The 20,131-nt window shown below is 59.1% G+C and carries 17 protein-coding genes; 8 read left to right on the forward strand and 9 right to left on the reverse strand.

Annotation, left to right across the window (positions count from 1 at the left end; translation table 11 throughout):
- Positions 1-175 precede the first annotated feature (175 nt).
- Positions 176-376 carry a cold-shock protein gene (locus DHV10_RS17875; RefSeq protein ID WP_109487771.1) on the reverse strand — a complete coding sequence of 67 codons (201 nt, stop codon included), beginning with the start codon at positions 374-376 and terminating at the stop codon, positions 176-178.
- A 121-nt stretch (positions 377-497) separates the two neighbouring features.
- Between DHV10_RS17875 and buk the strand changes: the two genes are divergently transcribed.
- A complete protein-coding gene (gene buk, locus DHV10_RS17880; protein ID WP_109487772.1) occupies positions 498-1,646 on the forward strand; it encodes a butyrate kinase in 1,149 nt (382 codons plus the stop codon).
- Between the two features lie 37 nt (positions 1,647-1,683).
- On the opposite strand, the gene DHV10_RS17885 is transcribed toward buk, so the two are convergent.
- The 3 genes from DHV10_RS17885 to DHV10_RS17895 form a co-directional block, all read right to left on the reverse strand.
- A complete protein-coding gene (locus tag DHV10_RS17885) occupies positions 1,684-2,106 on the reverse strand; it encodes a DUF1440 domain-containing protein (protein ID WP_239461891.1) in 423 nt (140 codons plus the stop codon).
- A 182-nt stretch (positions 2,107-2,288) separates the two neighbouring features.
- Positions 2,289-2,987, reverse strand: coding sequence for a dienelactone hydrolase family protein (locus DHV10_RS17890; protein WP_109487774.1), 699 nt, complete (start codon positions 2,985-2,987; stop codon positions 2,289-2,291).
- Positions 2,988-3,057: 70 nt separating this feature from the next.
- Positions 3,058-5,901: an ATP-dependent helicase gene (locus DHV10_RS17895; protein WP_109487775.1), complete on the reverse strand. Its 2,844-nt coding sequence runs from the start codon at positions 5,899-5,901 to the stop codon at positions 3,058-3,060.
- A gap of 288 nt (positions 5,902-6,189) precedes the next feature.
- Here DHV10_RS17895 and DHV10_RS17900 point away from each other — a divergent pair, with 288 nt between their 5' ends.
- Both DHV10_RS17900 and DHV10_RS17905 read left to right on the forward strand, forming a co-directional pair.
- Positions 6,190-7,176, forward strand: a complete 987-nt coding sequence (locus DHV10_RS17900; RefSeq protein WP_109487776.1) for a hypothetical protein — start codon at positions 6,190-6,192, stop codon at positions 7,174-7,176.
- A gap of 64 nt (positions 7,177-7,240) precedes the next feature.
- A complete protein-coding gene (locus DHV10_RS17905; protein WP_239461894.1) occupies positions 7,241-7,840 on the forward strand; it encodes an LOG family protein in 600 nt (199 codons plus the stop codon).
- Here DHV10_RS17905 and DHV10_RS17910 read toward each other — a convergent pair.
- Positions 7,815-8,177, reverse strand: a complete 363-nt coding sequence (locus tag DHV10_RS17910) for a hypothetical protein (protein WP_109487777.1) — start codon at positions 8,175-8,177, stop codon at positions 7,815-7,817. The two genes, DHV10_RS17905 and DHV10_RS17910, sit on opposite strands and share 26 nt — an antisense overlap.
- 230 nt (positions 8,178-8,407) lie before the next feature.
- Between DHV10_RS17910 and DHV10_RS17915 the strand changes: the two genes are divergently transcribed.
- Both DHV10_RS17915 and DHV10_RS17920 read left to right on the forward strand, forming a co-directional pair.
- Positions 8,408-10,348, forward strand: coding sequence for an MGH1-like glycoside hydrolase domain-containing protein (locus DHV10_RS17915; RefSeq protein WP_109487778.1), 1,941 nt, complete (start codon positions 8,408-8,410; stop codon positions 10,346-10,348).
- Positions 10,349-10,519: 171 nt separating this feature from the next.
- On the forward strand, positions 10,520-13,771 hold the full coding sequence (locus DHV10_RS17920) for an alpha-mannosidase (protein ID WP_239461897.1): 3,252 nt from the start codon (positions 10,520-10,522) through the stop codon (positions 13,769-13,771).
- A gap of 87 nt (positions 13,772-13,858) precedes the next feature.
- On the opposite strand, the gene DHV10_RS17925 is transcribed toward DHV10_RS17920, so the two are convergent.
- Positions 13,859-14,023, reverse strand: a complete 165-nt coding sequence (locus tag DHV10_RS17925; protein WP_109487779.1) for an FmdB family zinc ribbon protein — start codon at positions 14,021-14,023, stop codon at positions 13,859-13,861.
- A gap of 278 nt (positions 14,024-14,301) precedes the next feature.
- Here DHV10_RS17925 and DHV10_RS17930 point away from each other — a divergent pair, with 278 nt between their 5' ends.
- Positions 14,302-15,018, forward strand: coding sequence for a hypothetical protein (locus tag DHV10_RS17930; protein ID WP_109487780.1), 717 nt, complete (start codon positions 14,302-14,304; stop codon positions 15,016-15,018).
- Between the two features lie 156 nt (positions 15,019-15,174).
- Here the strand turns inward: DHV10_RS17930 and DHV10_RS17935 are convergent, their stop codons facing one another.
- The gene (locus DHV10_RS17935; protein ID WP_109487781.1) at positions 15,175-17,313 is read right to left on the reverse strand and encodes a radical SAM protein; all 2,139 of its coding nucleotides are present in this window, start codon (positions 17,311-17,313) and stop codon (positions 15,175-15,177) included.
- A gap of 233 nt (positions 17,314-17,546) precedes the next feature.
- Positions 17,547-18,314: a hypothetical protein gene (locus DHV10_RS17940; RefSeq protein ID WP_162601639.1), complete on the reverse strand. Its 768-nt coding sequence runs from the start codon at positions 18,312-18,314 to the stop codon at positions 17,547-17,549.
- Between the two features lie 472 nt (positions 18,315-18,786).
- Here DHV10_RS17940 and DHV10_RS17945 point away from each other — a divergent pair, with 472 nt between their 5' ends.
- Both DHV10_RS17945 and DHV10_RS17950 read left to right on the forward strand, forming a co-directional pair.
- Positions 18,787-19,014 (forward strand): hypothetical protein, encoded by a 228-nt coding sequence (locus tag DHV10_RS17945; protein WP_109487783.1) that lies wholly within the window; start codon positions 18,787-18,789, stop codon positions 19,012-19,014.
- Positions 19,014-19,817 (forward strand): septal ring lytic transglycosylase RlpA family protein, encoded by an 804-nt coding sequence (locus DHV10_RS17950; protein ID WP_109487784.1) that lies wholly within the window; start codon positions 19,014-19,016, stop codon positions 19,815-19,817. Before DHV10_RS17945 ends, DHV10_RS17950 begins: the two co-directional genes overlap by 1 nt.
- A 61-nt stretch (positions 19,818-19,878) precedes the next feature.
- Here the strand turns inward: DHV10_RS17950 and DHV10_RS17955 are convergent, their stop codons facing one another.
- Entirely contained in the window at positions 19,879-20,061 is a 183-nt protein-coding gene (locus tag DHV10_RS17955) for a hypothetical protein (RefSeq protein WP_162601640.1), read from the reverse strand.
- Positions 20,062-20,131: the final 70 nt, after the last annotated feature.

Below are 20,131 nucleotides of genomic sequence, written 5' to 3' on the forward strand. Positions count from 1 at the left end.
GGAATGACACACTTATTTGCGGGCGGAAGGTGTAGGAGAGGGTAGCTCTCGGGCAGGCGTCGATTAGGAAATCAGGACGTCAGGCGAATGCCCGATTCGCACTCGAGAGGCCAAAAGCAAGAGGGACGGCTGATTGGCCGCCCCTTTGGTGTTTCGGAAACTTTTCAGCTCTGGATTAGAGAGGCTGAACGTTCTCTGCCTGCCAGCCCTTGGGTCCCTTGACCACGTTGAACTGAACGGCCTGGCCTTCCTGCAGTGAGCGGAAGCCCTGCGCCTGAATGGCGGTGTGGTGGACGAATACGTCCTCGCCGTTCTGACGGGTGATGAATCCAAAACCTTTTGCGTCGTTAAACCACTTCACTGTGCCCTGTTCCATGAGAGGGAAACTCCTATTTCTGATTTACCGCCGAATTGCAATTGGAAGTGTTGCTGTGGAGCGGTAACTCGGAACAGGCAAGTACTTCTGAATCGAATTCTGGGATTGGAATGAGTGTAGCATGGGTGGGGAGAAAGCCGTGGAGCACGAGAGTAACCGCGTCCTTGTCATCAACCCCGGATCGACATCTACCAAATTCGGTGTATTTACAGGCAATGGGCCGGAGTGGGTTGCGACTGTTCACCATGGGGACGAGGAGCTGGAGCGCTTTCGAGGCTGTTCCATGCTGGCGCGGACGGGGTACCGGGCTGGGGTGATCGAGAAGGCTCTGGTGGAGGCCGAGTACGATGCAAAACAGTTCGCCGCGGTAGGCGGACGCGGCGGATTTCTTCCGCCTATGGCGTGCGGGACCTACCTGGTTGACGATGCGATCATCGAGGAGCTGCGGGCAGCGCGGCGAGGCGAACATGCGAGCAACCTGGGAGCGGTACTGGCGCTGCGGTTTGCGGAGGCCGCCGGTGTCAACGCGTACGTCGTTGATCCGGTCACGGTGGACGAGTGGCAGGACTGCGCGCGGCTCTCAGGCACCCCTTCGATCGAACGGTGGTGCGTGGGGCACGCGCTGAATATCAAGGCAGTCGCGAGGCGGTTTGCGGGGGAGTCTGCGCGTGCGTATCCCGACCTGCGGTTGATTGTCGTGCATATGGGAAGCGGGATCACGGTTTCAGCGCATCGTGATGGTCGGATGATCGACAACAACACTCCTGAGGAAGGTCCGTTCGGGCCGGATCGCACAGGGTCTCTGCCGGTTCGCGAACTGATCAAACTCTGCATGACCGGCGAACACACGGAACGGCAGCTCGACCGGATGGTCTTCGGGGAGGGCGGGCTGTTTGCTTACCTGGGCACCCGCGATCTGCAGGAAGCGGAGAGACGGATCGATGGCGGAGATGCCAGAGCTGCGGCTGTGTACGAAGCCATGATCTACCAGGTGGCGAAAGAGACCGGAGCGATGGCGGCTGTGCTGGAAGGTCGCGTGGACGCTGTGCTGCTCACGGGCGGCATGGCTCACTCCGAGAGGCTGATCGGCAAGCTTCGCAAGTACATCGATTGGATCGCGCCGGTGACCGTGTACCCCGGCGAAGATGAGTTGCGGTCGATTGCGGATGGCGTCTTTCGTGTGCTGCGTGGGGAGGAGCAGGCGAAGAGACTTGAGACGCACCTGACGGAGGAGCAGCGGCGAGACGCTCTGGTCATCGGACTGGAGTAGGAAATTGGAGTAGGGCGTTTGTCGCGAAGTGCGGCTCTCAGCGTGAAAACATGCGCAAACTCGTCGAGATGGGAAGGCCGATGAGGAACATGTGCGCGACCAGGACCTGTACCAGGCCTCGATAGGTGTATGGACCCATGGCGTGATAGGCGCTGAGCGGGAGAACGACCAGGTTCATGAACAAGAAGAACACGATTCCGAAGACCAGACCGCAGACCAGGAAGTGTTCACGCAGGAACGTGAGCTTTTTGCTCGCGAGGCAGTAGGCGGCTGCTGCGGAGAATGCGATCAGGTAGTGGATGGCAAGTCCGAGTATGTACAGCCCGGGGGAGATGTGACGTGCAGCCGGACCGACGAGGCCGCCGGCGATTCCGATCGGCATGTAGCGGCCGAATGTCACGTAGGCTGAAGTCATGTCGAGCAGGCCGGCGATGAAGCCACCAACCAAGATTGGAAGCATGAGTGGTTGCTGCGACACGGGCATCGCAACAGAAGTTGTTGTCATCGGCGACCTCGGGGGAAGACGTGCTGACTTCTGCTCTGATCGTCTACGGGATCCCGCTCGGTAACAATGTCTTTGGCGCAGAACGGATATGCCGCCGGGCAGAGAGGCTCGAGCCGCCTGCCATGCGGAGATTCCGCTTATTTGAGATTCCGCGAGAAGAAGTCCAGTGTCCGCTTCACAGCGTCGTCGAAGTCAGGCGGCAAAAAGCCGTGGCCCTGGTTGGGATAGATGTGGCTCTCGCATGTGAAGTTCTTCATCCGACATAGCTGGACGAGTTGCTGTGCATTGGAGACGGGGATGTTGTCATCGTGTTGCCCGTGCAGGATGAGCAGCGGAGGCATGCCCTTGATCTGATAGAAAAATGCATCCGGAAGGCTTCCATACCACTCGGCGACGGCGCTAACGGGCAACATCTGCGATCCGGCGGCGAGCGCTACCGAGGCACCGAGGGAGAAGCCGAGGATTCCGATTTTGCGATTCGACCACTGAGGGCTTCTTCTGCATTCGTCGACGAGGTCCGCTACGACTTTCTCCCACGCCGCATGATTTTGCGGCGAGGCGCGAAAGGTGTCGGTTGCGTCGAAGTAGTGAAGGAAGAGGACGGTGTAGTTGTTCTTTGTTGACAAGTCATCGGCGAGTTGCCGGTAGAGAGGTGCGTCGGGTCCGCCCACTCCGTGGAGCATAATGATGAGCGGGCCGGAGGATTGCGATCCGTAGACGTCGTACGCGATCTGGCGTTCACCGCTTGTGAAGTGTGCGGTCTGTGGAGTAGCGGCAAGAACCGAAACAGTCGGGACCATCAAAGCGGCCGCAACAAAGGTCTGGCAGAGCTTCATTCGCAATCACCGGAGACTAAGCTGAACAGCGATGATTGTACTGCTGACCTGAACCCCAGATCGGATCGCGCTATACCTTTTGAAGGTTGGCGAATTTCTCCATCAGCTTTTTCATGCCGTGTTGCGGGAAGAGTACGGTGAGCTTGGCTTCATCGCCTTCGCCTTCGCGCATGACCACAGTGCCTTCGCCGTATTTGCTGTGGCGCACGCGCTGGCCTTTCTTCAGACCCGCTGCGCCGGAGGCTTCGGGGATGTCCATCTTAGGGCGCGACGGACGAGCGAAGGAGCCGGGCTTTACGCCGCGGCCGCCGAAGAAGCGGGCGATGTTGTCGATTGATCCGCCCTCTTCTGATGTCTGGGACGGCTTGGCCTTTGAAGCCTGACTATACGAGAAGCGCGATGAGTCCTGGTTTTCGTCTTCGTAGTTAAAGTGTCGGCTTTCGAACTCGTTGTACTGGCCTTGGCGGCGGTTTGCGCCATAGCCGCGGGCGTTGCCAAAGGAGGGAACTGACCAGGCGGGAGAGCGGCCGCCGAGATTTTCGACAAGCTGGCTGGGCACTTCTTCGAGGAAGCGCGAAGGCACGCTTTGCTCGGGCGCATCGTTGCCGTAGCGGCGGCGGTAGTGGGCGCGGGTGAGGATGAGCGTGTTCATGGCGCGTGTCATGCCGACGTAGCAGAGACGCCGCTCTTCTTCGAGTTCCTCGGGATTGTTGAGGGTGCGCGAGTGAGGGAAGAGGCCTTCTTCGAGGCCGGCGAGGAAGACCAGCGGGAACTCAAGCCCCTTGGCTGCGTGCAGGGTCATGAGCGTGACACGGGCGTTGGGATCGAACTGGTCTGTGTCAGAAGCGAGGGCTGCGTGATCGAGAAAGTCGGCGAGTGTTTCGCCGCGTACTTCGGCGTCATGGGCGGCGTTGGCGAGTTCTTTCAAGTTTTCAATGCGGCTGAAGGACTCGGGGGATGCTTCGGACTCAAGCGCCTTGATGTAGCCGTAGCGGTCGATGATGAAGCGAATGAGTTCAGGAAGGGTGGCGGGGTCGCCTGGTTTGCGGAACGGATTCTCATTGTCAGAAGGCGGGCCATCGATGTCTGAGAATTCTCTGCCGCCCAGTTCCTGCGATGCCGAGGTGCCCCGCGTGCTGGAGAAGCTTGAGGTCCGCTCTAACCGATTTGCGCGATCTTTCGAGAAAGGCGATATCTGGGGTGTCCGTGTCGATGCTGCTGCGGACGGACTTTCTTTCGGCATTTTCAAGAATGGCTTGACGGGCTTTTCGGCGAAAGGCGAAAAGTGACTTGGGTCGAGCAGCGGAATCTGGCCTTCGTTGTTGCCGAAGCTGAACTCCGCGGCTGCATCGAGCGCGTCGGCCACTTCCTGCTTCTCTTCGGTGCTGGGCTCGGCTGCGCCGAAGCTGAAGTCGGTATCCGCATCTTCGGAGCCGATGTCGGCTGAGAGCTTGCCGGCGAAATCGGGATCCATCATGGCCTGGGCATCGAGGATGAGCTGGCGAAACGAGCTGAGCGCCATGCCTGCGCGGCTGGAGATCAGATTCTGCTCGATGGCGGCTTTCATCGCGTCCCAGGTCGACTGGCCCGTTTCGAGGGCGAGCCGTTCGAGGGTGGCAAGAGTGGTGGCGCCGATGCCGCGCGCGGGCGTGTTGATGACTCGGTTGAGCGCCATTGAGTCGTGCGGATTGCGAACGAGGCGGAGGTAGCTGAGGAGGTCTTTGATTTCGGCGCGCTCGTAAAAGCTGAATCCGCCAACCATGGAGTAGCTGACGCCATAGCGGCGCAGGGCTTCTTCAACCAGACGGGACTGCGAGTTGGTGCGGTAGAGTACTGCGCACTGTGCTTCGTCACCCGATTCTGTGGACTCGCGGAGGAACTTCTGAATGCGGTCGGCGATGAAGAGGGCTTCGTTCTCGCCGTCGGGTGCTTCGTAGTAGCCGATCAGCGATCCGCCCTGGCGGTCGGTCCAGAGTTTTTTACCCTTGCGGCGGAGATTATTGGAGACGACAGCGCCGGCGGCTTCGAGGATGACTTGCGTAGAGCGGTAGTTTTGCTCGAGCCGGACGATCTTGGCGTTCGGAAAGTCATGCTCGAACTCGAGGATGTTGCGGATGTCAGCGCCGCGCCAGGAGTAGATGCTCTGGTCTTCGTCGCCGACGGCGCAGACGTTCTTGTGCTCGCCTGCGAGGAGTTTCATTAACTCGTACTGGGGGCGGTTGGTGTCCTGGTATTCGTCGACGAGAACATATCGGTATTTGCGCTGGTAGTACTCCCGGGTAGGCGCGGAAACCTTGAGCAGGCGGACGGCTTCGAGAAGCAGGTCATCGAAGTCCATCGCGTTGTTCTTGCGGAGCTCGTCTTTGTAGCTCTTATAGATGTGAGCGATGCGCTCGCTGTCCGGATCCTTGGAGCCGAGGTAATACTCCTGCGGGTCGACCATGTGGTTTTTGGCCCAGGAGATGCGGCTGAGAACGGTGCGGGGCGTGAGCTGCTTGGTGTCGAGGCCCATGCGGCGCATGACCTGCTTGACGATGTTCTGCTGGTCGGTTTCGTCGAAGATGGCGAAGGATCTGGTCAGGCCCTGGTTGTTGACGCGTAGGGCTTCGATGTCGCGGCGAAGCATGCGCACGCAAAGCGAGTGGAAGGTGGCGAGGAGAGGCTTGCTGAGCGAGGAGTGACCGAGGTGCTTTTCGACGCGTTCGGCCATTTCAGCAGCGGCTTTATTTGTAAACGTAACCGCGAGAATGGAATCCGGTGCGACGCCCTTCTCCTGGATGAGCCACGCGATGCGGCTTGTGATGACGCGCGTTTTGCCCGAGCCGGCACCGGCGAGGATCAGCAGGGGGCCTTCCGTCGTCTCAACGGCTGCGCGCTGTTCTGGATTGAGTTTTTCGATGAGCGACTGCGACAAAGTGAGGCGTCCGGAGGGAAAGATTCCTTGTCTAGTTTACCTTTTCGGAGACCCTCGTGCGCGGGCCGCGGCGCCGGCACTCTCCATCTCTGGCGCAAGCGAGAGGGCCAAGAGCCACGCCGGTCCAAAACAGATGTGCTCGATGAACACAGTGCTGTGACCCTTGACATAGCCCGCTCTACATACCGGAGCTACTCTGCGGCATGTAGTTCAGCTATCCGTTGACCTTGCGCCAGATGTAGCCCACGAGACCCCTGAGCGAACACCCCGGTGCAGGGGGAGTGCGTCATGGGCTCTCGTTCTCACGCTGTCTGGTTCCGACTGGTTTTCTTTTCTTTTGCGCTGCTGCCCTGCTTCGCCTCTCCATCCAACAGTAAGCTGCTGTGGCTTGTGCCGCCTGGCGCCCAGATTGTTGCCGGATTCGAGAACTACAAGGATGAACATCATCACGGCCAACTGTTGCTCACCACGCGCAACAACCGGCTGGACCTGGCCGACTGGCAGTCGATTGCAGGCGTGGATCTTCGATGTTCGTATCAGGAGGTGATCGAGGTTGCGTCGTCTGCGCAGGGCGGCGAACTGACGGAACACCTGCTGCTCGTGGCGGGAAAGTTCGATCGAGAGGCCATCTTTCGGTCTCTGCGGGGTCGCGGTGCGAAGGAGACGCAGTATCAGGGGCACACGGTGGTCCTGCTCGAGCCATTCACGCGCGAGCGTGGGATCATGAAGGGGACGCGCTGGCTGGTGATTCTCGACGATTCGATTGCGCTATTCGGAACACCGCCGAGCGTGATCGCCGCGATGAACCGCTACGCACAACACGCGGATGTCGATGCTGTGTTGCGGGAACGTCTGACACAGTTACCGGTTGATGTGAGTTCGTGGAATGTGCTGAGCTCGCTGGCGAAGGCTCCCACACAATACGTCGCGTCGCGAGCGTCTGATCCATGGGCCAGAGTCCTGGCCGGTGCAAACGTAGTGATGGTCGGGGTGCGTTTTGGCGGGAAAATCCGGGTGCACTTTGCGCTGCACGCCAATGAGAATCGAGGCGCGGAATTCTTTGCGCAGAAAGCTATATCGTTTGCAGAGGTGTTTGCTCGGGAACGAACCGGCATTTCGCGGCCACCGCGGATGGCAGGTGTGGAGTTTGGTCCGGACCGGGTGCAGGGCTCGATACAGCTCTCGCGCAAACAGTTCGATGCGTGGAGCGAGTGGACCAACAACTTCGGCCACCCACCCGCAGTTCCCGAGCGGCAGATCGCTGCCGGGCAGTAGGGCGTAGTCGCCGCGAAGTGCATGTCCCGATCGTCGCCGCCATCAGGCCAGGCGATCTTCACCGATGCGCGAGCGGTATCCTGACTTCACGATGACAGTGAAACGAGTGGCCGTTTACTGCGGATCGGCGAATGGCAACGATGATGCTTTTCTCGCCGAGGCGAAGAGGCTTGGCGCGGCGATCGCCGAGGCGGGGCTGGGGCTCGTATACGGCGGCGCGAGTGTGGGGTTGATGGGCGCGGTGGCGGATGCAGCGCTGGCCGGAGGAGCCGAGGTGATCGGCGTATTGCCGAAGATTCTGTCGGGCAGCGATATCGCGCATCGAGGGCTGACCAGGCTCGAGACGGTGGCCACGATGCATGAGCGGAAGGCGCGCATGGTGAAGCTAGCGGACGCGTTCCTGATGCTTCCAGGCGGCTACGGCACGCTGGACGAGATGATGGAGATCGTGACGTGGAAGCAGCTTCGGCTGCATGCGAAGCCGTGCATCCTGATCAATACGTTGCGCTACTGGGATGGGCTGATGTCGTTTCTGGATGGAGCGGTGGAGGCGGGATTTCTGAAGGCGGAGAATCGGGAACTGCTGGAAATGGTGGGGACGGCGGAAGAGGCGGTCGAGCGGCTGAGGCCGTCGAGGATTATAGATGGGCGGGAGAATCGATAGTTCGCAGGATAAGCAGCAGAGTGACTGTGTGCACGGCAGCGATGACCAGATTGCTGATGACGACCGGATTGGAGATCGTGCCCACGGTGAACGGCGTGGTCACCTTGTAGACCACCTGCACCAGCAGCAGCGGCGCAACCAGCAATGGGTCAGGTCGGAACAGCAGGAACACGGATACCGCGCAGATCGCCATGTAGATCGAGAGCAGGATTCCTCTGGCCGGAGAAGCCTGGCCGTAGGCCTGCTGCGCCCAGGATGCGTTCGAGATCAGTCCGAAGCAGACAGGTATCAGAACGAAGATGTTGATAAGCAGAGAAATCCAGATAAACTTGCGCATCCTGCCTCCGCATAAGGAGCCGATTTCAGAGCCTAAGGGCGTTCTATCATGGGCAGACAGAAAGCGGTCCGTCGCTCTTCGGAGTTTCGACGTCATCGAAATCGGTGTTTGTTTGGATGGGATGTTTTGTAGCGACGCAAACCTGGTGAGCGACGCACATCTCCTGATCGCGAAACGCATCGTCGCCGCGCCTGCTATGATTCGCCTTCATTTTGAGGAGTCCGAACCCGATGCTTTTGCGCGGTCTGTTGTTCCTTGTTGCGGTTCCTACTTTTCTTTGTGCGCAAACACAGCCAATCTCTCCTGAGTATCGCGAGGCACAGTCGCGGCTAGCGCGCGGATGGAACACATGGGATGTGCACAGCGTGGCGACCCAGGTGCTGCTGCCGGAGGGGCTGGCGATTCATGTGGGGATGAAGCATAACTCTTCACTGAATGGGGATGCATGGCTGGGGGATGCACTGATCGGGAGGCTGGATAAGGGTGCAGAGAAGGTGACGCCGGGGCCGCACGCGTGGGATGGATCGTATACAAGGGCTGACTACGAGTGGAAGGGGCACAAGTGGCGGGTAGAGAGCGCGCATGATGGCGATGATCTGGTGATGCTGGTGACTCTGCTAGGAAACAAGAACGGGTTGCTGCCCACGGTGGTGTTTAGCGTTGCGTCGATCTGGAACCGGCACGCGGGTTCAGCCGGATTCGGCGGCCATGGAATTGTAGTGACGACCGGTGATGATGCTGCGATCGAATTCCATTGCACCTGCGACAATGCGAGCCCATTCAGGCCAATTGCTGTTCCGGTCCCATCTCCGTACTTCGCCGCAGATCTGGCGCGCTCGGTCGGCGTGAGTACGCGTCATCTAGGAATGGACGTCGAGTCGAAAAAGCCGCTGACAATCGAGGAAATCCGAATCGTGATAGAGCGACAACGGAAGGCTTACAAGAGGTCGATTCTCGCAGCGGGCGCCAAAGGGCCGATTCTCGATGCGATTGAGACGACGCTGGGGTGGGACACGATCTATGAGCCGGAGAAGGGGCGGGTGATTTCGCCGGTGTCGCGGGTCTGGTCAGTGGGATGGGGCGGGTACGTGCTGTTTGATTGGGACACGTTCTTCGCGGCGACGATGGCTTCGATCGGGGACAAGGACCTGGCGTATGCGAATGCGCTGGAGACGCTGCGCGAGGAGACTCCGCAGGGCTTTGTGCCGAACTATGCGCGGGCTGGGAACTGGAAGAGTACGGATCGCTCGGAGCCGCCGGTGGGGGCGATCACGGTGCTGGGGCTCTACAGGAAGTTTCATGAACGGTGGTTCATCGAGGATGCGTTCGCGCCGCTGCTGAGCTGGAACCGGTGGTGGAATGAGCACCGGCAGATGCAGGGCTTTATCGTGCTCGGAAGCGATCCGCAGAATGAGCCGGTCAACGTGGATGATGCGTCGAATGGGACGTGGCAGGGCGCGGTGTACGAGTCGGGGCTGGATAACAGTCCGATGTATGACGGGACCTTCTACAACAAGCAGACGCATCTGCTGGAATACGCGGATGTGGGCATGACGAGCCTGTATATCGCTGACTGCAAGGCGCTGGCGGAGATTGCGAGTGCGCTGGGCAAGCAAGCGGAGGCGAAGGAGCTTCGGGAGCGTGCGGAGGAGTATCGGGCGAAGTTGCAGATGTTGTGGGATGAAAAGAGCGGCATCTTTCTCAATCTGAATTTGCACACGGGGGAGAAGAGCCCACGGCTATCGCCGACGAATTTCTATCCGCTGCTGGCGAAGGCTGCGACTCCGGACCAGGCGAAGACGATGATCGAGAAGCACCTCACGAATCCTGACGAGTTCTGGGGTGAGTACGTGATTCCGTCGATCGAGCGCGACGATGCAGCGTTCAAGGATCAGGAGTACTGGCGCGGCCGCATCTGGGGCCCGATGAATTATCTGGTCTATCTGGGACTGCTGAAGTACGACGTTGCGGCCGTGCGGAAGGAGTTTGCGGAGAGGTCTTACTCGCTCTTTGTGAAGGAGTGGCGCGAGAAGGGGCACGTGCACGAGAACTACAACGCGATCAGCGGGACCGGAGACGACGTGTCGTCGAGCGACCGGTTTTATCACTGGGGGGCGCTGCTGGGCTACGTGGAATATCTGGAGCAGAGCGAGGCTTCTCCGGGTAAATAGGGCTTGCGGGCAGTGGAGTGGAATCGTTACCATTTCTGCGGTCGGATACCGTAAGATTCTTCGGGGAGCGATTCGCCATGAAACGGACACGCCTTTTTGTTTTCCTCTGCTTGCGTTGCACTGCTTGGAGCCGCACTTCTGCCGAACCGTCAAGTTTCCGCGCAAACAGAGGTGGAAGCGAAGAAAGTGGCGGCGGAGATCGACCGCGTTGCCCACAACCTTCCGCCTGAGTCGCGAAGCGTGATTACGCGTCTGACGCTGATGCGCGAACTTCCCGACGGAACGTGGAAGACGCACTCCGGCGATGTGGCGCATGGCGAGGCAACGGACGTCGACGAATCAAGCTGGCAGGATCAAAAGGTCCCGGGCGAGGCTCCCAACGATGCGGTGTGGTTTCGGCAGACGTACACGGTTCCCGAGACGCTCCAGGGCTACGATCTGACCGGGGCGCGGATCTGGTTTGAGTTTCATGCTTACGCGAACGGACCGATGCCGGAGATTCTTTACTTCAATGGCCGGCGCGTTGCCCTCGGAGATGACCTCGAGCCCGTCGTGCTTTTCGACAGCGCTAAACCCGGCGAAAAGGTCACGGTAGCGGTGAAGCTTCTGCACACGGTGGATAAGAAGAACATTGGCGGCGCAACGCTGAAGATCGACTTCCCGGAGAACCGGCCGAATCCCGAGGATCTTCGCGAAGAATTCCTGGCTGCTGCCGTCATGGTTCCATCGCTCGCTCCGGCGGGTGATACGCAGCAGATGTCAACTCTGAATGGCGCAATCTCGACAGTGGATCAGAAGGCGCTGGATGCGCATGATCAGGCGAAGTTTGACGCGAGCCTCAAGGCTGCACATCAGAAGCTGGAAGCGCTGCTTCCGCTGATGCAGACGATGACGTGGCACCTTACCGGCAACTCACACATCGATGCAGCGTGGCTGTGGCCATGGACCGAGACTGTCGATGTGGTGAAGCGGACGTTCGGAACGGCGCTGCAGTTGATGTACGAATATCCGCAGTACACCTATACGCAGAGCGCGGCCGCCTACAACGAGTGGATGCAAGAGAAGTATCCCGACATGAACGACGAGATCAAGAAGCGCATCAAGGAAGGGCGCTGGGAAGTCGTCGGGGGTATGTGGGTTGAACCGGATCTGAATATGCCGGATGGGGAGTCTCTGGTGCGGCAGTTGCTGGTGGGCAAGCGCTGGTACCAGAAGAACTACGGCGTTGATGTTCGGATCGGCTGGAATCCGGATTCATTTGGATATACTTGGCAGCTTCCGCAGATCTACAAAAAGAGCGGTGTCGATTACTTCGTCACGCAGAAGATGACATGGAACGATACGAATCAGCTTCCGTTTAAGCTCTTCTGGTGGGAGTCGCCCGATGGCTCGAAGGTGCTGACGTACTTCCCGCACGATTATGCGAACGGCAACCTCAGCCCGCTGCGTCTTGCGCATGACACGGTGCAAGCCCGCGAACGTGCGACTGGCCTGAGCGACCTGATGGACCTCTACGGCATCGGCGATCACGGCGGCGGTCCTACACGCGCGATTCTTGATGAAGGTTTCCACTGGGCTACCCCGTCCACTCCGGCAAAGGTGATGCCGAAGATCGAATTCGGTCTCGCGCAGCCCTATTTCTCGAAAGTGGAGAAGGAGGTCGCGCCCGAGAGTAAGGAGTGGGACTACCAGTCAATCGCAAAGGGCTATACGCCTCCGGCAGCTGTGGAGGGTAAGGTCGCAATTCCGACATGGAAGAGCGAACTGTATTTTGAGTACCACCGCGGTGTGATGACTACCCAGGCAACGCATAAGAAGAACATGCGCGACTCCGAGGTGCAGGTTCTGGATGCGGAGAAGTGGGCTTCGCTGGCTTGGCTAGATGGGCGGCAATATCCGGGAGACGAGCTGACCGAGGATTGGAAGAAGGTGCTCTTCAACCAATTCCACGATCTTGCGGCAGGGTCGGGGATCGGCATCATCTACAAGGACGCGCAGAAGGACTACGACGTCGTGAAGTTCTCGACCAACGAGATCTCGCGGCATGCACTGGCGACCGTCAGCGAGCGTGTGAACACGGCAGGGCAGGGAACACCGGTGGTGGTCTTTAATCCACTCGGGTGGCAGCGCTCAGGAGAAGTCACGGTTCATCTGCAGGCCAAAGCCGGTGTGACGGCAAGCGGTGCGCAGGTGGTCGAGGTGAAGCCTGAGCAGAACACTGGCTTTGCAGATGTGAAGCTGCACGTGCTGAATGTGCCCGCGATGGGCTACAAGGTGGTGTGGCTCGGGAGCGGCAAGGGCACCGCTGAGCCGGCCGAGAAGGCCGTCATCGCAAAGGACTCGGGCGACACGATCACGCTGGAGAACGCGAAGCTGCGCGTTGCAGTGAGCAAGCAGACCGGATGCATCACGAGCCTGTTCGACAAGAAGACCAACTTTGAAACCCTGGCTTCGGGTGCCTGCGGCAATCAGCTGCAGTTCTTCAAGGACACGCCGAAGGATTACGATGCGTGGAATATCGATCCGGGCACGCTGGATGCAAAACCAGAGACGATTGAGAAGGCGGATTCGGTCGCGTTGCTGAAAACGGCAGAGCCCAGCATCAAGATCACGAGCCACTACGGCAAGTCGAAGTTCGAGCAGACGATTGGCTTGTCGGCGGAAGGCGATGAGGTCAATGTTCGCAACCGGTTTGACTGGCAGGAATCGCACATTCTGCTGAAGGCTGCGTTCCCTGTGGCTGCGTCGGGGCCGTTTGCGACCTACGAGATTCCTTATGGCTCGATCGACCGGCCGACCACGCGTAATAACTCCTGGGAGAAGGCGCAGTTTGAGGTTCCCGCCATGCGATGGGCCGATCTTGGGGACGGCAAGCATGGCCTCTCCGTCATCAACAACACAAAGTATGGATACGATGCGGTGGGCAACATGCTGCGGCTTACGCTGCTGCGGTCGCCCAAGTGGCCTGATCCCGACGCTGACATGGGACAGCAGAACTTCGATTACGCAATTTATCCGCACGCCGGAACTTGGAAAGACGCCATGACAGTACGGCATGGATATGAGTACAACTACCCGCTTTCGGGTGAGGTAACGACGGCTCATGCCGGATCTCTGCCGGCGACGCACTCGTTTGTTTCCGTCACGCCTGAGAACGTGGTGCTGACGGCGGTGAAGAAGGCCGAAGACGCAAATGGGTTGATTTTCCGGGTCTACGAGTGGGCGGGGAAGGAATCGACGGTGGAGTTCCATGTTCCGCCGGGTGCTGCAAGCGCTACGGTCACCAACATGCAGGAGAAGCCGGGGGGCAACGCTCTCACGGTTTCAGGCGATGTGGTGAAGGCGCCCATACACCCGTACGAGATCCTGACGGTTCGTGTCGATTACAACAAGAACGAACAGGCATCTGGAAACGGTCAGTAGAAGACCGAAGTATTCTCCCTTGCGGCGCGGCTTCGGTCGCGCCGTTTTGTTTGCGCGGAATGCTTCGTGGGGCTCCGGAGGAGTCCGTTAGCTCTTCTTTGAGGTAACGGCGGAGAATGCAGATACAAGTTGGTGCACATTCTTGCCGCCGCAGTTGGGGCACTTGATCTCGGCTTTCTCGACGTCGGAGATGTGGTGTTGCTGGGTAAATTCCTTGTTGCAGTCGGCGCAATGATAAGCGTATTGAGACATGGCGGTTCTCCGAGGCCAACATCATAGCGCCGTCCGTCCAGAGCGGCTGTGCATTTTGGGGAAGAAGGGTGGAAAGTTGGCAGTTGCCCCAGGCGAGTGATCGCCCTCTTGGAGGGGCCGGAGACCCGACAGATCAAACGCTGCAACGGCGGTCAAGACGGCATTTTACCGCCATTCGCAAGCGGGCACAGGCGCGATGTTCCGTTTGATCCATTGCAGGCGATTGAACTAGACTGCGGTCGACCCCCCACCTCACAGAAATTGGAAGGAAAACGCGGATGAAAGCCGACCGCCTTCTCTATACCTCTGCTGGCGCCATCTTCCTGGTCCTGACGGTCGTAGGTTTTCAGCACTACATCTTCGGAGGCAAACACTTCGACGGCTCTCCCATCGACCCCACGATGCTCGTCATCGTGGTAGCGCATAGCACGGCCATCTTTGCCTGGTTCTTGTTGTTCTTTCTGCAGTCGCTCTTGATTGCGACGAAAAATCGTCGCATCCATCAGAAACTCGGCTGGAGCGTGCTCGTTATCGCTACAGCAATCGCAGTGACGGGACCGATTGTCGCCACTCACTCGGTACGTCTCGTGCCACAGCAGGTTGTCTTCGACTGGCCTGGGCCGCGTTTCCTGCTGGTCATGTATGCGGAGATCGCACTCTATGTCGCATTCGTGTTCATCGGGGTGCTGAACCGCAAGAGACCACGGGTTCACCGTCCGATGATGCTCATGGCTAGCCTGAGTCTTATCAGTGGTGCCACCGGACGGATACCCCTGGTGAGTTCGATTTTCGGAGAGCACCACTGGATGGGAATCTTCGGGCCAGTCGTCGGTATTGGGGCCGTTCTGCTGCTGCTGCATTGGGCGCTTACCCGCAAACTTGAACGCGAATTTGCCTTGAGCTTCGCCGCGCTGCTCTTCGCGACGGTCGTTGCTTCAACGCTGGCGGATACCGCCGTTTGGTCAAATCTGGCAGGAGTGATACTGAGGCCATAGCCCAGCAAGACTCGACTCTCATCCTCAGCGATCTTGCGAGAACCGATTCCGTCCCAAGTCGACCCAAACGCAACAAGGCCGTCCCGAGCGGGACGGCCTTGTTGATGAAGAGAACCAAGGAGTGGAGAGTTGGAACCCCACTCTCCCAGGAACTAATTAGTCGCCGGCGACGGGCTCGGCTTCTTCGCGGTGGCGATTGACCGGTGATGCGGCGTTGTTGGTTGCGGGGCGGATGCTGTCGAGGCTCACGAGGCCTTCGACCGGCTTCTCGCCAAGTACGTGTTCGCGATAGAGCTTGGCCATGCGGGCGTTTTCGGCTTCCTGCTTCGCCTTGTCCACCGTCGAGGCCTGCGCATTGCGAGCGCGAAGTTTTTCTTCGCGGGCGTTCTTGGCGATGCCGAGTTCGTCGAGGGTGTGATTGGCTTCGGAGTTCACGTGCTCCATATTGAGCTTGAGCTCGTGTCCCACGTAGGTCATGCCGACCTTCTTGCCACCGGCGAAGATCTCGTGACGGCCGTGCTCTTCGTACCACTTGGTCAGCGTGGCAGTCATGTGCATCTTCTCGATAATGTTGCGCCAGCCTACGCCCGTGTTGTATGCGCAGAAGCTGATCTCGCCTTCCTGCGTGGCGTAGGGGATGATGCACTGCTCGGTGCGGCGGAAGTCGTAGTTGAAGAGATCCTGGAACCACATGCCGGCGATGAAGAGGAAGTTCCAGCGGTCCTGACGGCGCTTCTGGATATCTTCCATGGTGCGGTCGCCTTTCACGCTGCCGTAGTTCTTGCCGGTCGCGTTGAAGGTCTTGTCCATCTTCTTGAGCATGTCCGAGATCTTGAAGTGTGTCGGAGCCTGGAACGGGTCGTAGTTGCGGAGCAGCGCAAGTCCGAATCCGATGACTGACATCCACTTGCCACGGGCGGCGTCATTGACCTTGGCGAGGTCCTTGGCGACCTGGTCCATGTGAAGGAAGGCAGTGACAGGCGCGGCTTCCTTGGTTTCCTTATCGATCATCAGCGCCATGCCGATACCGCAGTTCGGGTGGCATCCGCAGGAGAGCTGACCCCATTCGGCTGAGGGTCCGTGTACGAGATCGGCCCAGTCGGAGAAGGTGCTCATGAAGCTGATGGGGAACCAGTCGCGCTCGGGGACGCCGATACCGACCTGATTCTTGACGTCATGCGCCATGTGCGAGAGGGTGTAGCGCTGAGCGAGACGGCGCTCTTCGCTGATGTCCTCGTCGCGTCCGGTGAACGAAACCGGCTGGAATGAGAGGAAGCTGATCTTCTTGGGGTTGTCGAGAGCGAACTCGATGATGCGGCCAACCTGCTCGTTGTTGATGCCGTTGATGATCGTCGTAACGGGGACTATCTCGACGCCGGCTTCATGCAGGTTGTTGATGGCCTGGAGCTTCACGTCGAAGAGGTTGCCGACCTTGCGGTGCGAGTTGGCAGCGTTGCCGATACCGTCAAACTGGAGGTAGACGTAGCGAAGGCCCGCTTCTGCGGCGGCGCGGCAGAGTTCCTTCGACTTGGCGAATTCGATGCCGTTCGATGCGGCCTGCACGGAGTTGTAACCAACCTTGCGCGAGTAGGCAACTGCATCGAGGAAGTAAGGGGAGAGCGTGGGCTCACCGCCGGAGAACTGAACGCTCATCTGACGACGCGGCTTGATGGTGATCGCGTTGTCGAGCATGGTCTTGATCTCGTCCCACGTCAGTTCGTGCACGAATCCGACCTGGTTCGCATCCATGAAGCACGGATCGCACATCATGTTGCACCTGTTGGTCAGGTCGATGGTGAGCACCGAGCCGCGGCCGTGGGTGACGGTAGACGTGCCGTGGTTGTGGAGCTTGCCTTCAGTCTCACCGTGGGCGCGGATGTCGCGGCCGGGGAAACTCTCTTCAAGATGCTTAAAGAACGCCGGATCGATCGACATCACGTCTTCGAAGTGGCCGTGCTTGGGGCAGTCCTTCACCATGAGGATCTTGCCGTCGCGCTCGATGATCTGAGCCTTGATTTCGCCGACCTTTTCGTTGAGAAGGACTTCGTGGGGAAGCTTGCCGTCGAGGATCTGCTTGCGGATCTCAGGGACGCACTTGGGGCAGAGCGAGTCGGTGGTACGAGGCCAGCCCAACGGGGGCTTTTCCTTCTGCCAGCTCTTCAGGAGGGGTTTATCGCTCCACTTCGGGGTAAACGAGGGGTTCGGGCTGATGCGATTCAGCCGCTCGTACACGCTCCACGCTCCCTTGGCCGCGTAAACGGCTACCTTCTCGGCATATTTCACTGCTTTAGACATGTGGTGCGATCTCCTTAAGAAAGAATGCGCTGCGTCGCCGCGGAGCCTCAGACAATATCTTGCCAGGGCAAAGAAACTCATTCCAAGAGTAACCACGTACCCCAGTCAATCCAACCGGGGTGCAGCGAACGGGGAAAAAGGGGTGTGAATGGGGATTCGCGGCGGGTGAACGGAGGCATTCAGGACTGAGACAAAGCACTGATCTTACAGGAGTTTACGAATTTGAGTCCGGGTTAGAAGATGCTGGGCGAACCTGGGCTGGAAATCTGGTTGATGATCTGCTGCACGAAGACGATCTGGACGTGGACGCGGCGGGCGACGTCGGGGAGGAATTCGGTGACGAAGTTGTCGGTCGGGGCCAGGGCCCAGCCCGTGACGACGCGTGCGGCGGTGGAGGGCAGGTTGCTGTGGATGCCAGGGACGTAGAGGTCGGCGATTTCCGCGTCGATGGGAGAGGCGATCAGGGTGGAGTAGTTCGGCATGCCCTTGCCGGAGTCGCTCCGGGTCCACCCCACCTGCATGATGGAGTTCAAGATCCTTCGGGGAATGGGCGCATGCGGCATACGGTGGTAGTGGGGATCCTGGTGAAAGATCGATGGGATGAGGAATGTGCCAAAGAACTCGCTGGTCATGTCTTCGGTGTAGCTGACGCCGGTGTAGCGCCAGAAGCCCGGAATTCCGGGTCCATAGGCTGAGTGCGAGTCGGAGCCGATGGCGATTGCAGCGTTTCCGGCAATCGTGATTGCGTTGAAGGGATCGAGCACGTTGCGTGCAGCCAGCCTTGCCTTCTCTTTGGGCGTCAGAGGCTTGATCTCGGGGCCGTTAATAAAGCGCTGGTAGAAGTTGATGAGCGGGGGCGGCAGGCATGCGGGAAGATTCTGAACATCGTTTTGATTTGACGGAGTTGGACCTCCTGGTTCCGGGAGCCCAGGGAGGGTCGCGATGTAGAACGCCCCGAATTTCGTGAGCGTTCTTCCAGCGGATTCGCTCTTCGGAATCACGCGGCAAGGACCCTGCTTTTGATTCTTGATGATGGGCAGGGGAGCGGCAGGGATCGGCGCCGCAGGGTTGATCGGCTCACGGGCAGCCGGCGCTTGCGGGTAAGCAGTAGCGACAAGAAAGAACGAGGAAATTAACCGGAGGAGAGCCGAGGTGAGAAGTCGGACCGAGATTCTGGTGGCGTTCTGCGGCTGGCAGCTTGCGGCCTCGTGCAAAGAAGGGTTCCTCGCTGAGATGGAACTTTTCCTGTACCGCGTCGTACATGGGTGAAGGAGCCAGGGCCGCCTGTTGCACCTCAACGCAGACACTCACTTACTGGGACGCAAGATATTCAGAAAAGGGTACTTCGAGCAGAGAGAATCGGTGACGAAATGGGTCGAGTGAGCTCATGTTGTCCCTGGAGGCTCGGTGCAGCAGTTGAGGCATTGACGGTCGATGGCGCGCAGTCGAGACTAGAAAGCGAGGCTTACGGTCATGAGCTCTTATCCTCCTCCACCACCTTCCGGCCATACTGTCGGAAGTCGCATCGACGAAGCAATCGAGCTGATTGAGATGGAACTGCGGCACGCAATCGCGTATGTCAACGATGCTGTAGTGCCGCAGGTGCGCGGTGAATCGATATCAGCAATGCGCAAACTTTCAGAGAAGCTGAAAAATCTGGCAGACAAGATGGACCAGCAGCAAAGAGGCCCGCGCGGCTGATGCGACTGCTCATTCCCCCGAGCACGTCGCGATTTCGATTTCTGACTGGGCTGCTGGTGGTGGCGATTTTCGCTGCAGGATGCGGTCACAAGAAGACGCGCGCGACTCCCCGCGCTACTGCACCCCCTGTCTACGTGCCGCCACCTTCCACGCCAACGAGAAGACCCGTTCCGGAGCCACCTGCGCGCGGTTCGATTCCTGTGACTCGCGTGCCTGAAGGCGGCATCAGCGCTGAAGACAAGGAGTTCATCCTTTCGCACCGGCCGATCTACAGCGAAGAAGGCAAGGCTACCTGGTATACGGCAGCACGGGGCCGGAAAGCCGCCAACGGGCAGCTCTTCAGCGACGAGGCGCTGACGGCTGCGCACCGAACGCTGCCGATGGGATCGCTGATCGTGGTTACAAATCTGAAAACGCGACAGGCTTCAGCGATGCGTATCAGCGATCGCGGACCATTTGTGACCACGGCAATCCTGGACCTGACAAAAGCTTCTGCGCAATCAATCGGGATCTGGCCCGGATCGGCCCAGGTGCGGATCGACGTCTACGAGACACCGAAGCCCATGGATATTGGAGGCCGCTGGTGCGTGCAGATTGGCCCGTTCACCAGCGAGCACAAGGCGATTCGCTTTAAGGAGAAACTCATTGACGAGTATGCCGGTTCGAAGGTGATCGAGTTTCCCGGCGAGCGCAGCTACTGGGTCCGGATCAGGCCCGCGGGTGACGATCGGGAGCAGGCTGAGGAGATGGCGCGAAGACTTCGCCCCGAGGAGGGCGTCGCTTATCTGACTCGACTGGATTGAGTTCGACATAAAAATACGAAGCCGCTCCCTATGAGCGGCTTCTCAGGGAGAGCTTCGCGAACTACTCGCTGTAACGCTTGGCCTGGTAACGATTCGGAACGGCTTTGCGCGGTGGGTACACGATGGTGGGCCAGTGCTTCTCAGGAGTCCACTTACCGCTGGTGTCTTCTACTCCTACCTTCTGGCCGCAAGTCTCACAGGGATAGATGCCCCAACCCGCACGGCTGCGGCTATTCTTGAGCATCTCCTGTGTCTCTTCGCTGAGTTTTCCTTCGCATGGCTTCGTAAGTATTGGCACAGATGTCTTTTCCGGC

Origin of the sequence: Occallatibacter savannae (assembly GCF_003131205.1) — a bacterium.
Lineage (GTDB): Bacteria > Acidobacteriota > Terriglobia > Terriglobales > Acidobacteriaceae > Telmatobacter > Telmatobacter savannae.

What these genes read in the sequence shown, in the direction of transcription:
- DHV10_RS17950 (WP_109487784.1), top strand. Translation starts at nt 19,014, where the DNA reads ATGCGACTGCTCATTCCCCCGAGCACGTCGCGATTTCGATTTCTGACT.
- DHV10_RS17905 (WP_239461894.1), top strand. Translation starts at nt 7,241, where the DNA reads ATGCGCGAGCGGTATCCTGACTTCACGATGACAGTGAAACGAGTGGCC.
- DHV10_RS17915 (WP_109487778.1), top strand. Translation starts at nt 8,408, where the DNA reads ATGCTTTTGCGCGGTCTGTTGTTCCTTGTTGCGGTTCCTACTTTTCTT.
- DHV10_RS17890 (WP_109487774.1), bottom strand. Translation starts at nt 2,987, where the DNA reads ATGAAGCTCTGCCAGACCTTTGTTGCGGCCGCTTTGATGGTCCCGACT.
- DHV10_RS17885 (WP_239461891.1), bottom strand. Translation starts at nt 2,106, where the DNA reads ATGCTTCCAATCTTGGTTGGTGGCTTCATCGCCGGCCTGCTCGACATG.
- buk (WP_109487772.1), top strand. Translation starts at nt 498, where the DNA reads ATGGGTGGGGAGAAAGCCGTGGAGCACGAGAGTAACCGCGTCCTTGTC.
- DHV10_RS17955 (WP_162601640.1), bottom strand. Translation starts at nt 20,061, where the DNA reads ATGCTCAAGAATAGCCGCAGCCGTGCGGGTTGGGGCATCTATCCCTGT.
- DHV10_RS17875 (WP_109487771.1), bottom strand. Translation starts at nt 376, where the DNA reads ATGGAACAGGGCACAGTGAAGTGGTTTAACGACGCAAAAGGTTTTGGA.
- DHV10_RS17935 (WP_109487781.1), bottom strand. Translation starts at nt 17,313, where the DNA reads ATGTCTAAAGCAGTGAAATATGCCGAGAAGGTAGCCGTTTACGCGGCC.
- DHV10_RS17910 (WP_109487777.1), bottom strand. Translation starts at nt 8,177, where the DNA reads ATGCGCAAGTTTATCTGGATTTCTCTGCTTATCAACATCTTCGTTCTG.
- DHV10_RS17945 (WP_109487783.1), top strand. Translation starts at nt 18,787, where the DNA reads ATGAGCTCTTATCCTCCTCCACCACCTTCCGGCCATACTGTCGGAAGT.
- DHV10_RS17925 (WP_109487779.1), bottom strand. Translation starts at nt 14,023, where the DNA reads ATGTCTCAATACGCTTATCATTGCGCCGACTGCAACAAGGAATTTACC.
- DHV10_RS17900 (WP_109487776.1), top strand. Translation starts at nt 6,190, where the DNA reads ATGGGCTCTCGTTCTCACGCTGTCTGGTTCCGACTGGTTTTCTTTTCT.
- DHV10_RS17930 (WP_109487780.1), top strand. Translation starts at nt 14,302, where the DNA reads ATGAAAGCCGACCGCCTTCTCTATACCTCTGCTGGCGCCATCTTCCTG.